11 protein-coding genes and 3 tRNA genes are annotated in these 15,559 nt (G+C 67.3%); 7 read left to right on the top strand and 7 right to left on the bottom strand.

What is annotated here, in order from left to right:
• Positions 1 to 163: 163 nt before the first annotated feature.
• Together CXG43_RS10905 and CXG43_RS10900 are read right to left on the bottom strand one after the other, a co-directional pair.
• Positions 164 to 1,576 carry an ATP-binding protein gene (locus tag CXG43_RS10905; protein ID WP_101099978.1) on the bottom strand — a complete coding sequence of 471 codons (1,413 nt, stop codon included), beginning with the start codon at positions 1,574 to 1,576 and terminating at the stop codon, positions 164 to 166.
• Positions 1,573 to 2,301, bottom strand: a complete 729-nt coding sequence (locus CXG43_RS10900) for a response regulator (RefSeq protein WP_042614348.1) — start codon at positions 2,299 to 2,301, stop codon at positions 1,573 to 1,575. Before CXG43_RS10900 ends, CXG43_RS10905 begins: the two co-directional genes overlap by 4 nt.
• A 200-nt stretch (positions 2,302 to 2,501) precedes the next feature.
• Between CXG43_RS10900 and CXG43_RS10895 the strand changes: the two genes are divergently transcribed.
• Genes CXG43_RS10895 through CXG43_RS10885 form a run of 3 tightly spaced genes read left to right on the top strand, consistent with a single transcriptional unit; the run spans position 2,502 to position 7,149 of the window.
• A complete protein-coding gene (locus CXG43_RS10895) occupies positions 2,502 to 3,746 on the top strand; it encodes an efflux RND transporter periplasmic adaptor subunit (RefSeq protein ID WP_101100119.1) in 1,245 nt (414 codons plus the stop codon).
• On the top strand, positions 3,743 to 5,710 hold the full coding sequence (locus CXG43_RS10890; protein ID WP_101099977.1) for a MacB family efflux pump subunit: 1,968 nt from the start codon (positions 3,743 to 3,745) through the stop codon (positions 5,708 to 5,710). The genes CXG43_RS10895 and CXG43_RS10890 overlap by 4 nt, the downstream gene beginning before the upstream one ends.
• 8 nt (positions 5,711 to 5,718) lie before the next feature.
• Entirely contained in the window at positions 5,719 to 7,149 is a 1,431-nt protein-coding gene (locus CXG43_RS10885) for an efflux transporter outer membrane subunit (protein ID WP_101099976.1), read from the top strand.
• 465 nt (positions 7,150 to 7,614) lie between these two features.
• On the opposite strand, the gene rlmB is transcribed toward CXG43_RS10885, so the two are convergent.
• The 3 genes from rlmB to rnr form a co-directional block, all read right to left on the bottom strand.
• A complete protein-coding gene (gene rlmB, locus CXG43_RS10880) occupies positions 7,615 to 8,361 on the bottom strand; it encodes a 23S rRNA (guanosine(2251)-2'-O)-methyltransferase RlmB (protein WP_101099975.1) in 747 nt (248 codons plus the stop codon).
• A 63-nt stretch (positions 8,362 to 8,424) separates the two neighbouring features.
• Positions 8,425 to 8,907 (bottom strand): GFA family protein, encoded by a 483-nt coding sequence (locus CXG43_RS10875; RefSeq protein ID WP_101099974.1) that lies wholly within the window; start codon positions 8,905 to 8,907, stop codon positions 8,425 to 8,427.
• Between the two features lie 57 nt (positions 8,908 to 8,964).
• Positions 8,965 to 11,436, bottom strand: a complete 2,472-nt coding sequence (gene rnr / locus CXG43_RS10870; RefSeq protein WP_101099973.1) for a ribonuclease R — start codon at positions 11,434 to 11,436, stop codon at positions 8,965 to 8,967.
• 128 nt (positions 11,437 to 11,564) lie between these two features.
• Between rnr and CXG43_RS10865 the strand changes: the two genes are divergently transcribed.
• Both CXG43_RS10865 and CXG43_RS10860 read left to right on the top strand, forming a co-directional pair.
• Positions 11,565 to 11,651: transfer RNA gene (locus CXG43_RS10865), tRNA-Leu, on the top strand.
• Between the two features lie 108 nt (positions 11,652 to 11,759).
• A tRNA-Leu gene (locus CXG43_RS10860) sits at positions 11,760 to 11,846 on the top strand.
• 44 nt (positions 11,847 to 11,890) lie between these two features.
• Here CXG43_RS10860 and CXG43_RS10855 read toward each other — a convergent pair.
• Entirely contained in the window at positions 11,891 to 12,640 is a 750-nt protein-coding gene (locus CXG43_RS10855; protein WP_101099972.1) for a sulfite exporter TauE/SafE family protein, read from the bottom strand.
• 89 nt (positions 12,641 to 12,729) lie between these two features.
• On the opposite strand from CXG43_RS10855, the gene CXG43_RS10850 reads away from it, so the two are divergent.
• Together CXG43_RS10850 and CXG43_RS10845 are read left to right on the top strand one after the other, a co-directional pair.
• Complete coding sequence (locus CXG43_RS10850) at positions 12,730 to 13,626, top strand: LysR family transcriptional regulator (protein ID WP_101099971.1); 897 nt, start codon at positions 12,730 to 12,732, stop codon at positions 13,624 to 13,626.
• 75 nt (positions 13,627 to 13,701) lie between these two features.
• Positions 13,702 to 13,788, top strand: a tRNA-Leu gene (locus CXG43_RS10845).
• A gap of 115 nt (positions 13,789 to 13,903) precedes the next feature.
• Here CXG43_RS10845 and CXG43_RS10840 read toward each other — a convergent pair.
• Positions 13,904 to 15,487: a DHA2 family efflux MFS transporter permease subunit gene (locus tag CXG43_RS10840; RefSeq protein ID WP_101099970.1), complete on the bottom strand. Its 1,584-nt coding sequence runs from the start codon at positions 15,485 to 15,487 to the stop codon at positions 13,904 to 13,906.
• Positions 15,488 to 15,559 lie beyond the last annotated feature (72 nt).

The following is a 15,559-nucleotide window of genomic DNA, read 5'->3' as shown; positions in this document are numbered from 1 at the left end:
CGGTGCCTCATCGCAGCGCGTCAGCTCCCGGCATACGATGGCACCGACGCACGCGCACGCAAGTGCGCCGTGCGCCCTTGCGGGCAGGGGCGGGATCGATCTGGTTCATCGGGTTGACGCTGGGAAGATATGCGCATCATAGGCAAATCCGCGCCCGCCTGTGTCAAGCCCCGCCGCGCGAGGCGGCCATCACCGGCGCCGGCCAATAAACGACTGCATCCAGACCGCCGCCTGCGCGGTTCTCCAGGCTCACCCGGGCGCCGTCCTTGCCGGCCAGGGCGCGGGCGATGGTCAGGCCCAGTCCGGCCCCGCCGGTTTCCCGCGAACGCGAGGTTTCCAGCCGCACGAAGGGATCGAACACGCTGCGCAGCTCGTCTTCGGCCAGCCCGGGGCCCTGATCGCTGATGCGCACCCGCACGCCCTTGCCATCCCGTTCGGCCCGCACGCTGGCCGACTGCCCGTACATCAGCGCGTTGTCCAGCAGGTTGCTGAAAAGACGGCGCATGGCCAGCGGCCGCAGCATCAGCACCGCGCCACAGCCGCCATCGAAGCGGGCGTCGGCGCCGGCTTCCACGGCATCTTCCACCAGGCTTTCCAGCAGCGAATCCAGGTCCAGTGGCGCCCGCTGTTCGGCGCTTTCGGCGCTGCGCGCCAGCTCCAGCCCTTCGCGGATCAGCGCCTGCATGGCCGCCAGGTCAGCGATCAGGCGCTCGCGCAGGGCTTCGTCTTCCACGTTCTCAAGCCGCAGGCGCAGGCGCGTGACCGGCGTCTGCAGGTCATGGGTGATCGCCGCCAGCATGTGGGTGCGCTCGGCCAGGTGCCGCTGCAGTTGCTGCTGCATGGCATTGAAGGCCTCGGCGGCGCGCTGGACTTCCAGCGGGCCGGTGACCGGCATCGGCTCGCGGTGCAGGTCCTGGCCCAGCTCCTGCGCAGCGCTGGCCAACCGCTGCAGCGGCGCACTGGCCATCCGCGCGACGGCATACGCCAGCACGGCGATGGCCAGCACCAGCAGGCTCAGGAACAGCGGATCCACTGCCAGCACGCCGTTGTGCGCCACTGCAGGCGATTCCAGCGCCAGCGCCAGCGCGGTGCCATCGGACAGGGTCAACTGCACTGCGCGGCAACGCGGTGGGATGAAGGCCGGATCGCGCTCGCGCGGCGGCCGGTTGCGGTGCTTGTCCTTGTCCGGCGGCGGCAGCAGGTCTTCCATGCGCGGCAGGCAGGCCCGGAAGGAAGTGAAATGCACCGACGCACTGGCCACCGGACCGGGGCGCGCCGCCAGCACGTCCATCAACGCGCTGTCCGCCCTGCCCTGGCGGGCACCGGGCAGCAGCACGCGCACGCTGGGACCGCCCGCCGCCAGCAGCCGCTCACGCAGTTCCGGATTGCCGTCCAGCAGGTTCACGTAGCCCTGCAGGCGGTCGGCGATGCGGGTCAGGTTCTGCCGTTCGAACTCCTGCTGCCGCTTGGCGCCGGCCAGCAAGGTCGCGCCGATCGCCGCCACGCTCATGCCCAGCAGCAGGATCACGAACAGCCGGCCCACCATCGAAGACAGGAAGCGGCGCAGCCGGCTCATTCCAGCGTCACCGCCGCAGCCAGCACATAGCCTTCGTTGCGCACGGTCTTGATCAGGCCATCAGGGCCACCGTCATCGGCCAGCTTGTTGCGCAGGCGACTGACCTGCAGGTCGATCGCGCGGTCCTGCGATTCGTAGTTGCGCCCGGTACTGAGGGCGACCAGCTGTTCGCGCGAGAGCACCTTGTTGGCGTGCCCGACGAATACCCGCAGCAGGCGGAACTCAGCACCGGACAGCACCACCACGCGACCATCGGGATCGACCAGGTGGCGGTGTTCGAGGTCGAAGATCCAGCGCGAGAAGCGCGCACGGCGGATCGCCAGCGGCTCCAGGTTGGCCGGCAACGCTTCGGTCCTGCGCAGCACGTTGCGGATGCGCGCCAGCAGCTCACGCGGTTCGAACGGCTTGGCCAGGTAATCGTCGGCCCCCATTTCCAGCCCCAGCACGCGATCGATGGGTTCGGCGCGTGCAGTGAGCATGATCACCGGCGTGGCCGAGCGTGCGCGCAGGTCGCGGCAGAGGGTCAGCCCATCCTCGCGCGGAAGGTTCAGGTCCAGCACGATCAGGTCGACATGCTCGCGCTCCAGTACCTGGCGCATGCCCGCGCCATCGGCGGCGGTGCTGACCTGGTAGCCGGCGCGACCGAGCTGCTCGGCCAGCAGGCTGCGGATGTCGTTGTCGTCATCGACGATGAGCAGGCGGTGCATCGGGTGGGTGGTCTCCATGGCGGCATCATCCCCTGTCGGCAGCTGAACCGCACTTGGGCCAATGCGTTGCAGTGTATCCAGTGGCATACGCGATACACGGTGAAACACGCTTGATGCCGCCATGTTACACACGGACACACGTTGAGGATTGAGCCTGCGGGCAAACGGTTCGCACAATGAACACGATGCCGCTGGACGGCCTGTCGAGACACCCCACCGTGAATTTCCGCCTGCTGCCCAAGACCCGCCGCGGTCGTCTGTTGCTGTCACTGCTGGTCATCGTGTTGCTCGCCGCGATTGCCTGGTGGCTGCTGCGCAAGCCCGCTGCACCGACGCTGGCCACGTCCCCGGTGACCCGCGCCGATGTGGAGCAGACGGTGGACGCCACCGGGGTCATCGACGCCTACCGGCTGGTCAGCGTCGGCGCGCAGGCCTCCGGCCAGGTGCGCTCGCTGAAGGTCCAGCTCGGCGATACGGTGAAGGAAGGCGAGCTGATCGCCGAGATCGACGCCACCACCCAGCAGAACACCGTGCTCAAGGCCGAAGCCACCCTTCAGCAGCAGCGCGCGCAGTTGGCGGTGCAGCAGGCCAGCCTGCGCCAGGCCGAACTGGACTTCGCCCGCCAGCAGCAGATGCTCGCCGCCGAAGCCACGTCGCGGCAGGAATACGACGCCGCCGAAGCCACGCTGAAGACCGCCCGCGCGCAGATCCAGGCCAACCAGGCGCAGATCAAGGGCAGCGAAACCGAAGTCGCCACCGCGCGTGCCGACCTGGCCTACACCCGCATCACCGCGCCAATGGATGGCACGGTGGTGGCGGTGGTGACCGAAGAAGGCCGTACCGTGAATGCCAACCAGACCGCACCGACCATCGTGATGCTGGCGCGGCTGGATCTGGTGACGGTCAATGCGGAGATCTCCGAAGCCGACGTGGTCAAGATCAAGCCGGGCATGCCGGTGTACTTCACCACGCTGGGCGAACCGGACCGCAGGTACCACGCCACGCTGCGCCAGGTGAATCCGGCGCCGGCATCGATCGCCAACGAGAGCTCGTCCAGCTCCAGCAGTTCATCCAGTTCGAGCTCCAGCACGGCGGTCTACTACAACGCGCTGTTCGACGTTGAAAACCCCGATGGCACCCTGCGCATCGACATGACCGCGCAGGTTTCGGTACTGCTGAAGCAGGCCAAAGGCGCGCTGACCGTGCCATCGGTCGCGCTGGGGCCGAAGACCCGTGATGGCCAGCAGGTGGTGCGCGTGGTCGGTGAAGACGGCCAGCGGCAGCCGCGCCGGGTCAAGGTCGGTATCAACAACGGCGCCAATGCCGAGATCCTGTCCGGCCTGGCCGAAGGCGAGCGCGTGGTGGTCGGCGAAGGCGGCTCGGCCAGCGCCTCGGCCTCGTCCAACCGTGCCCCCGGCATGCGCATGGGTCCGGGCATGGGCGGCGGCGGGCCGCGCCGATGAGCACGCCGGCCGCTTCCACCGTGCTGCTGCGGCTGCGCGACCTGCGCCGCGAATTCCCGGCCGGCGAAGACACCATCGCCGTGCTGCGCGAGGTCAACCTGGACATCCATGCAGGTGAGATGGTCGCCATCGTCGGCCAGTCCGGCTCCGGCAAGTCGACGCTGATGAACATCCTGGGCTGCCTGGACCGCCCTACCCGCGGCAGTTACCAGGTGGCCGGCCGCGAGACCGGTCGCATGGACCCGGATGAACTGGCGGAACTGCGCCGCGAGCACTTCGGCTTCATCTTCCAGCGCTACCACCTGCTCGGCGACCTGGATGCGCGTGGCAACGTGGAAGTGCCGGCCATCTATGCCGGCAACCCGAGCGAACAGCGCAGCGCGCGTGCGGTGCAGCTGCTGCAACGCCTGGGGCTGGGTGATCGCATGCAGCACAAGCCGGGACAGTTGTCCGGTGGCCAGCAGCAGCGCGTGTCCATCGCGCGCGCGCTGATGAACGGCGGCGAGGTGATCCTGGCCGACGAACCCACCGGCGCACTGGACACGCGTTCCGGCGAAGAAGTGATGGGCATCCTGGGCGAGCTGCATGCCGAAGGCCACACCATCATCATCGTCACCCACGACATGAGCGTGGCCGAGCACGCCCAGCGCATCATCGAAATCCGCGACGGCGAGATCATCGCCGACCGCATCAACGAGAAGGCGCCGGCCTACCGTGCGCAGCGCGCGCCAAGCATCGATGCCGGCAAGGGAAACAGCTGGCGTGCGGCCCGCGACCGCTTCACCGAAGCCTTCCGCATGGCCCTGCTGGCCATGAACGCGCACCGCCTGCGCACCTTCCTGACCATGCTCGGCATCATCATCGGCATCGCATCGGTAGTGTCGGTGGTGGCACTGGGCAATGGCTCGCAACAGCAGATCCTGCAGAACATCAGTTCGCTGGGCACCAACACCATCGATGTCTATCCGGGACGTGGCTTCGGTGACATGCGTTCGGCGCGGGTGCAGACGCTCAGGGCCAGCGACGCCGATGCGCTGGCCGGGCAGAGCTACGTGGACAGCGCCACGCCCAGCGTCTCCACCTCGGTGACCGCGCGTTACCGCAACCTGTCGGCCACCGCGTCGGTGAGCGGCGTGGGCGAGCAGTTCTTCCGGGTGAAAGGGGTGAGCCTGGTCAGTGGCAGCTTCTTCGATACCGACGCGGTGAAGTCACTGGCGCAGGTCGCGGTGATCGACGAAAACACCAGGACCCAGTTCTTCCTGGACAGCGACCCGATCGGCCAGGTGATCCTGCTCGGCAACGTGCCGGCGCGCGTGGTCGGGGTGGCAAAACGGCAGAGCTTCGGCTTTGGCGGCAGCACCAGCCTGAGTGTCTGGGTGCCGCACACCACGGCGATGTCGCGCATGCTGGGCCAGAACCATGTGTCCAGCATCACCGTGCGGGTGAAGGACGATACGCCGATGGATGCCGCCCAGGCGGCGATCACCAACGTGCTGACGATGCGCCACGGCACCGAAGATTTCTTCCTGAGCAACAGCGCGGAAATCCGCGAGACCATCGAGCAGACCACCCGCACGATGACCCTGCTGATCGGCGCGATTGCCGCCATTGCGCTGCTGGTCGGCGGCATCGGAGTGATGAACATCATGCTGGTGTCGGTGACCGAGCGCACCCGCGAGATCGGCGTGCGGATGGCCGTGGGGGCGCGCCAGAGTGACATCCGCCAGCAGTTCCTGATCGAAGCGGTGCTGGTCTGCCTGCTGGGCGGGCTGATCGGCGTCAGCCTCGCGCTGGCGCTGGGCTGGGCGTTCGGAAGGTTCTCCAACGATTTCCAGATGGTGTTCTCCACCGGGTCCATCATTGCTGCCTTTGCCTGTTCCACCCTGATCGGCGTGGCCTTCGGCTTCCTGCCCGCGCGCAGTGCCGCGCAGCTGGATCCGGTCGACGCGCTGGCCCGCGAATGAGGATCCCCATGACCCGTTCCTACTCGATGCCTTCGCGCCTGCTGCTGGCCGCTTCGCTGCTCGCCGCGCTGGCCGGCTGCGCCACGGCGGGCCGTTACCCGGTGCAGGACGCCGCGGTTCCCGCCCGCTATGGCACCGCCGGCCTCGGCACGGCCGATGCAGCACCGCTGAGCGGACTGGACCAGCCTCGTCCGAATGTACGCGCCGATGCCTGGTGGACCGGCTTCGGTGATGCCGGGCTGGACCGCCTGGTCAGCCGCGTAATGGACGCCAACAACGACCTCGCCGTGGCCGGGCTGAACGTGCAACGGGCCCGCCTGCAGGCAGGCCTGGCGCGCAATGCGCTGTGGCCGGACCCGTCCCTGTCCGGCATCAGCACCAGCACGGCGCGGCCGATCGACCGCAGTGCGGACTGGCAGCGTACGGGTGATTACAGCACCGGCGTTTCGCTGCAGTGGGAAGTGGACCTGTGGGGCAGACTGCGCACCCAGCGTGACATCGCGGTGTGGTCGGCGCAGGCCAGCGAGGAAGACCGGCAGAACACCGCGCTGATCGCCATCGGCGATGCGGTCAACGACTACTGGAACCTCGCCTATCTCAACCAGTCCATCGCTGCAGGCGCGGAGGACCTCGCGCGCCTGCAGCGCACCTTGGAACTGGTGCAGGCGCGGCTGGATGCCGGCGCGGCATCGGGCAGGGAAGTGCGCCAGGCCCGGCAGAGCCTTGAAGCCCAACGTGCGGGGCAATCGGCGCTGGAACAGCAGCGGGTGGAGGCACGCAACGCGCTGACCGTGCTGCTGGATGGCCAACCGTGGCCGCAGGCGGAGGAGCCGCAGAGCCTGGCCGGCGCCAGCAGCCCGTCGCTGCAGGCCGGCCTGCCAGCCGAGCTGCTGGCGCGCCGCCCGGACCTGCGCGCGGCCGAACTGCGCCTGCGCAACAGCCTCAAGCAGATCCACGTGACGGCCACCAGCTACTACCCGACGCTGAGCCTGAACGGCGGCATCGGCACCAGCGGTCCGAACCTGGGCGATGTGCTGCGCAATCCGGTGGCTACGCTGGGCGCCGGACTTGCCCTTCCCTTCCTCAACCTGCCGCGTGCGCAGCTGGACACGGATGTGGCCGGCACGGACTACCAGATCGCCGCCACCACGTTCCGCAAGACGCTGTATACCGCGCTTTCCGAAGTGGACAACGCGCTGTCCGCACGTGACCAGCTGGCCATCCAGGTGGCCGCATCGCAAGCCTCGTTCAACGAGGCGGTGGCAGTGGAGCGGGCCGAAGAAGTGCGTTACCGGGTCGGTGCGACCGACCTGCGCGATTGGCTGCTGGCGCAGCAGACCCGGCGCCAGGCCGAGCTGTCACTGGCGCGCGTGCGGCAGAGCCAGCTGGCCAATGACGTCACGCTGTTCAAAGCGCTGGGAGGCAGCGCCGCCGGGTAGTAACGGCCGCAGGCCGTCAGGCTTTCCGCCTTGGTGGGTGACCACCCGCTTTGGTGGGTGACGACCCGCTTTGGTGGGTGACGACCCGCTTTGGTGGGTGACGACCCGCTTTGGTGGGTAACGCCCCGCCCTTGTGGGTGACGACCGTTGGTCGTCACGCTGTTGCTGCGTTACCGCTGCGCTCGCCGAGCATGGCTCGGCGCTACCCTCCTGGCGCTGGTAGTAACGGCCGCTGGCCGTCAGGCTTTCCGCCGTGGTCGGTGACGACCGTTGGTCGTCACGCTGTTGCTGCGTTACCGCTGCGCTCGCCGAGCATGGCTCGGCGCTACCCTCCTGGCGCTGGTAGTGACGGCCGCTGGCCGTCAGGCTTTCCGCCCTTGTGGGTGACGACCGTTGGTCGTCACGCTGTTGCTGCGTTACCGCTGCGCTCGCCGAGCATGGCTCGGCGCTACCGGGTACGGCGGCTCAGCCGCGCTGGCGTACCACTTCGAACAGGCTCACGCCGGTGGCGACCGACACGTTCAGGCTTTCGATCTCGCCCGGCATCGGGATCTTGACCAGCCCGTCGCAGTTCTCGCGGGTCAGCCGGCGCAGGCCGTCCGCCTCGCCACCCAGCACCAGCGCGATGTTGCCCTTCAGGTCCAGGTCGTACAGCGAGGCGGTCGCTTCACCGGCCAGGCCGTAGATCCACACACCCTGCTTCTGCAGGTCCTTCAGGCAGCGCGACAGGTTGGTCACCGCGACCACCGGGATACGGTCGGCCGCGCCGGCCGAGGTCTTGCGCACGGTGGCGTTCACCGTCGCCGACTTGTCCTTCGGAATGATCACCGCAGTGGCACCGGCAGCGGCCGCACTGCGCAGGCAGGCACCGAGGTTGTGCGGATCCTGCACTTCATCCAGCACCAGCAGCAGCGCCTTGCCCTCGGCAGCTTCCACCAGCGCTTCCAGCTCGTTTTCGTTGTAGGTGCGCGCAGCGGCATAGCGTGCGGCAACGCCCTGGTGACGCACCGACCCACCGACACCGTCCAGCGCCTGGCTGTTCACCTTGCGCACATCGATGCCCTTGCGGCGGGCATTCTCTTCGATCTCGACCAGCCGCGGGTTCTTCGCGCCTGCTTCGACCAGCACCTCGCGGACGTTCTCGGCATCGTTTTCGATGGAGGAAGCGACGGCGTTGACGCCGACAATCCACTGGCTGCTCTTGCTGCTCATGCTCGGCGTGACCGGTAAGGGGGGTGGGTATGGTAGAGCATCGGCCGCGCCGGCGCAGGCACCTCAGCGACTCTGCGGGGGCCAGTGCGGCGTGTCATGGTCCGGATGCTGGTGGGAGACCAGCCGGGCCAGGAAATCCAGGGCCTCCACGTCCTGCTCGGTACGCGAGGACGGCAATGCGCCCAGCGCATCGATGAACGGCAGCCGCGCTTCCATGCCGTACTGGCGCACCGGCGGCAGCCGCGCAGGCCGGTCGAAGGCCCCGGCGGCGATGGCCATTCCGTCCGGCGCTTCGTAGGTGAGCGGGGTTCCGCACTGGTTGCAGAAGCCGCGCCGCACCAGGTTGGACGACTGGAAGTGGCTGGGCTGGCCGCGGGTCCAGCTGAACTGCGCGCCGCGCACTGAAACCAACGGCGCGTAGTACGCACCGAAGGCTTTCTGGCACATCCGGCAGTGGCATATCGAGCTGTCCTTCAGCTCACCGCGCACTTCGAAGCGGACGGCACCGCACTGGCAGCCGCCGCTGTGTTCGGGTTGGCCCTGCATGGTGTTCGCCTCCTCTGCAGCAGACGCCGGGCAGGACCCGGCGCTACCCGCGTCTTCTCAGTACTTCTTCTTGGTGCGCTTGGCCGGTTTGCCGTGCTCGGGCAATGGTGCCGCGCGCGGCGCTTCTTCTTCCTCACCCTTGTGCTCGACCAGGCGGAAGTCGATCTTGCGCTCTTCCATGCTCGCCTTCAGCACCAGTACGCGCACGCTGTCGCCCAAGCGGTAGCTGGTGCCACGACGCTCGCCACCGAGCGTCTTACGCACCGCATCGAACTTGTAATAGTCATGCGGCAGCTGGGTGACATGCACCAGGCCCTGCACCTTGGAATCGGTCAATTCAACGAAAAGACCAAAGCTGGTGACGCCGCTGATCACGCCTTCGAACTGGCCACCGACGTGCTTTTCCATCCACGCGGCGCGGTAACGCTCGTCCACTTCGCGTTCGGCTTCGTCGGCACGGCGCTCGCGCTCGGAACACTGCAGCGCCAGCGCGGCCATTTCGCGCGCGGTGTAGGTGTACTTGTCCACGCGTGCACCGGTCAGCGCGTGCTTGATGGCACGGTGCACCAGCAGGTCGGGGTAACGACGGATCGGCGAGGTGAAGTGCGCGTACGCCTCCAGCGCCAGCCCGAAGTGCCCGTTGTTGTCCGGGCTGTACACCGCCAGGCTCTGACTGCGCAGCAGCACCGATTCCAGCAGGGCGGCGTCGGGGCGATCGCGGATCTTCTTCAGCAGCTTGGTGTAGTCGCCCGGCACCACCTTCGACCACGGCGGCAGGCTCAGCTTGAATTCCTTCAGGAACTCCAGCAGGTCGGCGAACTTGGTCTCCGGCGGCTTTTCATGCACGCGATACGGTGCCGGCACGCCATGGCCGAGCAGGTAACGCGCGGCCTCCACGTTGGCGGCGATCATGCATTCTTCGATCAGCTTGTGCGCGTCGTTGCGCACCAGCATGCCGGCCTGGGTGACCTCGCCGGTGTTGTCCAGCACGAAGCGCACTTCGCTGGATTCGAACTCGATCGCACCGCGCTTGCTGCGCGCCTTGGCCAACACGTGGTACAGCTGGTACAGGCGCTCCACCTGCGGCAGCAGCGGACCGATCACCGCCTTGGCGCCGGCATCGTCCTCGCCAACCGCCTGCCACACCTGCGTGTAGGTCAGGCGCGCGTGCGAGTTCATCACCGCTTCGTAGAATTTCGAGCTGCTGACCTGGCCGTCGCGGTCCACCTGCATGTCGCAGACAAAGCACATGCGGTCGACCTTGGGCATCAGCGAGCAGATGCCGTTGGACAGCGTTTCCGGCAGCATCGGCACCACGAAGCCCGGGAAATACACCGAGGTGGCGCGCTTCTGCGCTTCGTCGTCCAGCGGCGTACCGGGACGCACGTAGTTGGAGACATCGGCGATGGCCACCACCAGCCGGAAGCCGTTGGCATTGGGTTCGCAGTAGACCGCGTCATCGAAGTCCTTGGCATCCTCGCCATCGATGGTGACCAGCGGGGTGCTGCGCAGGTCCACGCGGTTGCCGATCATCGCCGGTTCGACCACCAGCGGTACCGAGGCGGCTTCATCGAGCACTTCCTGCGGGAATTCGAACGGCAGTTCGTGGCCGTGGATGGCCGTTTCCACCACCAGCGAAGCGGTCAGCTTGTCGCCGAGCACGGCGATGATGCGGCCGATCGGCGGACGGCGGCTGTCCGGGGCCTGGGTCAGTTCGCACACCACCAGCTGTCCATCGCGCGCGCCACCGGTGTGGTCCGGCGGTACCTGCACATTGCGCTGGATGCGCTTGTCATCGGGCACCACGTAATTGATGCCCATCTCCACGCTGAAGCGGCCGATCAGGCGGGTCATGCCGCGCTCAAGCACGCGGGCGATGCTGCCCTCGCGGCGACCGCGGTGATCGATGCCGGTCACGTTGGCCAGCACTTTGTCACCGTGCATGACCTTGCGCATTTCATAGGGTGGCAGGAACAGGTCGTCGCCGCCTTCCACCGGGCGCAGGAAGCCGAAGCCTTCCGGATTGGCGATCACCACGCCGGTCACCAGGTTCAGCGCCTGGATCGGGGCGAAGCCACCGCGGCGGTTCTGCACCAGCTGGCCATCGCGGACCATCGCGCCCAGTCGGCGCGACAGCGCTTCGGCGCGATCCGGTGCGGTCAGGCCCAGGCGGGCGCCGACTTCCTCGGCGGTCTGTGGCCCTTCGCAGCGTTCAAGCAAGGCCAGGATGGCCTCGCGGCTGGCGATGGGCTGTTCGTATTTTTCCGCTTCGCGGGCGGCATGCGGATCATCCACCGGTGCGCCCAGCGGCGGCAACGGACGGCGACCGCGCGGGCCGGACGGGGGCGGGCCGCGGCGGCCTGCGCCACGCGGCGCGGCAGCCGCACCGGCGCTTCCACCGGTCAGGGTTTCCGGCATCCACGGCGGCAGGCTCTTCTTCTTCGGGCCCTTCGGCGATCCGGCGGGGGCGCCCTGCGGCGGCGATGTGCGGGAGCTCTTCCCGCCCTTGCTTGGTTTTTTGGTGTTCATCGCCCTCCATGGTAGCCGCTGCGGGCGTGCAGAACGGGTCATGGCCGGGCGTAAATGAATGGCGGCCCTTTTTTCAAGAAAACCGTTGACAAGCGCCTCTCTCATGTTCAAAATCGCCCGCTCTGCAGGCCCAGATGGCGGAATTGGTAGACGCACTAGCTTCAGGTGCTAGCGGGGGCAACTTCGTGGAGGTTCGAGTCCTCTTCTGGGCACCAAAACAAACAACCCTCGCGCAAGCGGGGGTTTTTTGTTGGGCGCGATGAAACGCCTGAAAAACAGGGTTGACAGCCTCTTCACGCCTCTGCATAATTCGCTCCCTCGATGCCCAGGTGGCGGAATTGGTAGACGCACTAGCTTCAGGTGCTAGCGGGGGCAACTTCGTGGAGGTTCGAGTCCTCTCCTGGGCACCATCGATGAAAAAAACCCCGCTGATGCGGGGTTTTTTTTTGCCTTCTCATCCGATCCACGGACGCACCACCAGCTCGATTCCCAGCAGCAGCAGGAAACCGAGGAAGCACAGCCGGAACGCGCGCGCGCTGATCCGCCCGCGGATCTTCTGCCCCAGCCACATTCCCGCCAGCGCCGGTACGATTGCCAGCGCGCTCAGCCCCAACTGCTGCACACCGAACGCGCCGTGCACCAGCAGCCCGGTGGTCAGCGAGATCGTGGATACGGTGAACGCCAGGCCCAGCGCCTGCACCAGCTCGTCGCGATCCAGCCCGAGCGATTGCAGGTACGGCACGGCCGGCATCACGAACACCCCGGTGGCGCCGGTGACCAGGCCGGATATCGCACCGACCAGCGGCGAAAGCCAGCGCTCCTTGCGCGGCGGCACGCGGAAGGCCGGCGCGAACGCCGAGTACAGGGCATACACGATCAACGCCACGCCCAGTGCCAGGCCGGACCAGCGCGCCTGCACCCGCACCAGCAGCGCCGCGCCGGCCACGGTGGCCACCACCACGCCCAGCATCATCGGCCACAGCCGGCGCACGATGCGCCCGATCGACGGCCCGGCCAGGATCTGCCACGCGTTGGTGACCAGCGTCGGCACGAACAGCATCGAGGCGGCAGCCACCGGTGAAAGCGCGCTGCCGAGCAGGCCCATCGCGACAGTCGGCAGGCCCATGCCGGTCACGCCCTTGACCACGCCGGCCAACACGAACACCACCACCAACAGGAAATAGAAGTAGAGCGAATCGTTCATTCCCTCATTAGGACCTGCCACCCGCCTGCGGCACAATGCGGCCTGGATGAGCGAGCCTTCGGCTGGGCCGAAGGCAGGGAGCAGCGGATATGCGAATGGACCTGGCCGACCTGCGCCTGTTCCTGATGGTGGTTGAAGCCGGCAGCATCACCGCAGGCGCCGAACGCGCGCACCTTGCACTGGCCTCGACCAGCGAACGGCTGCGCACGATGGAGGCCGAAGCGGGCATCGCCCTGCTGACCCGCCACCCGCGCGGGGTCACCACCACCGAGGCCGGTGAAGCCCTCGCCCACCATGCACGGCTGATGCTGCGCCAGCAGTCGCTGCTGCGCGAAGAACTGCAGGAGTTCGCCAGCGGTGCGCGTGGCACCCTGCATCTGTATGCCAACACCGGCGCACTCACCACCTTCCTGCCGGGCCGGCTGGCACCCTGGATGGCTGCGCGACCGCGCCTGCACGTGGACCTGAAGGAACGCACCAGCAAGGAGATCGTGCGCGCGGTACGCGGCGGACAGGCCGAGGCCGGTATCACCTCCGATGCGGTGGACAGCGCCCCGCTGCAGCTGCAGCCGGTGGCCGATGATCCGCTGCTGCTGATCGTGCCGCCCAACCACCGCCTCGTGGCCCGCACCGCGATCCGCTTCGCCGAGGTGCTGGGCGATACCTTCGTCGCCCTCGCCGATGGCAACGCGCTGCAGGAACACATCGAAGACAACGCGCGTACGCTCGGCCGCAGCCTTTCACCGCGCATCCGCATGAAGACCTTCGAAGGCGTGTGCGAGATGGTCGGCCACGGTATCGGCATCGGCATCGTGCCGCGCTCGATCTGCCGGCAGCACCGGCGCCGTTACCGCTTCCACGCCATCGCGCTGGAAGATGCCTGGGCGCGCCGCCAGCTGAGCCTGTGCTTCGTCCGCTGGAACGGCCTTTCACGCTCGATGCAGAGCCTGCTGCTGCACCTCGGCGGGCACGCCGTGGAGGACTGACGAGGTGGCGTCATTGGAATGCAGGAATAGTGTTGACACGAATTAATTCGTTGCCCATAATTCTCCTCCTGAGTCGCCCAGGTGGCGGAATTGGTAGACGCACTAGCTTCAGGTGCTAGCGGGGGCAACTTCGTGGAGGTTCGAGTCCTCTCCTGGGCACCACGACTCGGAAAATGATCAAACCCGCGCAAGCGGGTTTTTTCATGCCTGGCGTTCGGCCTGGATGGCGCCGTGCAAAAGAAAACGCCGAGCAATGCTCGGCGTTCTCGATTGCCGATCAGTGCCCGCCGGCGGCCGCCGCACTTCCCGCGCCTGCGCCGAACGGCGGCTTGGCCAACCACAGGAACGCGATGATGGCCAGGAAGATCCAGCCCAGCAGGAAGAAGATGTCGTTGAATCCCATCTGCGATGCCTGATGATTGATCATCGTATTGAGCGCCGCCGCGCCATGCTGCAGGTCGCCCTGCCCCATCGCGGTCACCTGCTCCTGGATGCCCGGCTGGTACACCGATATGTGCTCGGTGATGTCCGCATGGTGCACCTGGGTGCGCCGTGACCACAGCCAGGTGGTCAACGAAGCGGCGAAGCTGCCGCCCAGCGTGCGCAGGAACGTGGCCAGGCCGGAGCCGGCGGCGATCTCGCGCCCGTCCAGGTCGGACAGCAGAATCTGCAGCACCGGCATGAAGAACAGCGCCACGCCCACGCCCATCAGCAACTGCACGCCGGCGACGTGCTGGAAGTCCACCTGCAGGTTGAACCCGGAACGCAGGAAGCTGGTGAAGGAAAGGAACACGAACGCCACCGAGGCCAGCATGCGCATGTCGAAGCGCGAGGCGTACTTGCCCACGAAGGGGGTCATGATCACCGGCAGGATGCCGATCGGCGCGGTGGCCAGGCCGGCCCATATCGCCGTATAGCCCATGTCACGCTGCAGCCATTGCGGGATCAGCAGCGACACGCTGAAGAACGCCGCGTAGGCCACCACCATCGCCATCGTGCCTGCACGGAAGTTGCGATGGCGGAACAGGCGCAGGTCGACGATGGGGTCCTTGTCGGTCAGTTCCCAGATCAGGAACACCGCCAGCGCGACCACCGAAACGCAGGACAGCGCGACGATCATCGGCGAACTGAACCAGTCTTCGTCGTTGCCCAGATCGAGCACCAACTGCAGCGCGCCGACGCCGATCACCAGGGTGACCAGGCCGACGTAATCCATCTTCGGCTTTTCGATCTGCTCCGGGCGGCCCTTCATCTGGCTGCCCACCACCAATGCGGCGAAGATGCCCAGCGGTACGTTGATCAGGAAGATCCATTCCCAACTGTAGTTGTCGGTGATCCAACCTCCCAGGATCGGCCCGCAGATAGGCGCCACCACGGTGATCATCGCCAGCAGCGCGAGCGCCTGTCCGCGCTTCTCACGCGGGTAGATCGACACCAGCAGCGACTGGGTGATGGGATACATCGGGCCGGCCACGAAGCCCTGCAACGCGCGTGACACCACCAGCATGCCCATGCTCTGGGCCAGGCCGCACAGCAGCGAGGCGATGGTGAAGGCCAGCGTGGCCCAGACGAACAGCTTGGTCTCGCCGACCCGGCGGCTGAGCCAGCCGGTCAACGGCAGCGCGATGGCGGTGCTGACCGCGAACGAGGTGATCACCCAGGTGGCCTGCTGCGAACTGGCCCCCAGGTTGCCGGCGATGGTCGGCAGGGACACGTTGGCGATGGTGGTGTCCAGCACCTGCATGAACGAGGCCATCGCCAGGCCGGCGGTGCACAGGGCGATGTTGGGCGGCAGGAAACCGGTCGCCGGGGCGGCCGGCGGGCCCGGCGTACCGGGCACGGCAGGGGCTTGGGAAGACATGGAAACTCAGCCTGCCTTGGAGACGTGGGGCGGCGTGGTCGGCTGCTGGCCCACCGCGGCGGTCGCCTTCGG

It is taken from the genome of Stenotrophomonas sp. Bg11-02, from assembly GCF_002836635.1.
GTDB classification, from domain to species: Bacteria; Pseudomonadota; Gammaproteobacteria; order Xanthomonadales; family Xanthomonadaceae; genus Stenotrophomonas; species Stenotrophomonas lacuserhaii.
This window is presented reverse-complemented; position numbering and strand designations above follow the sequence as displayed.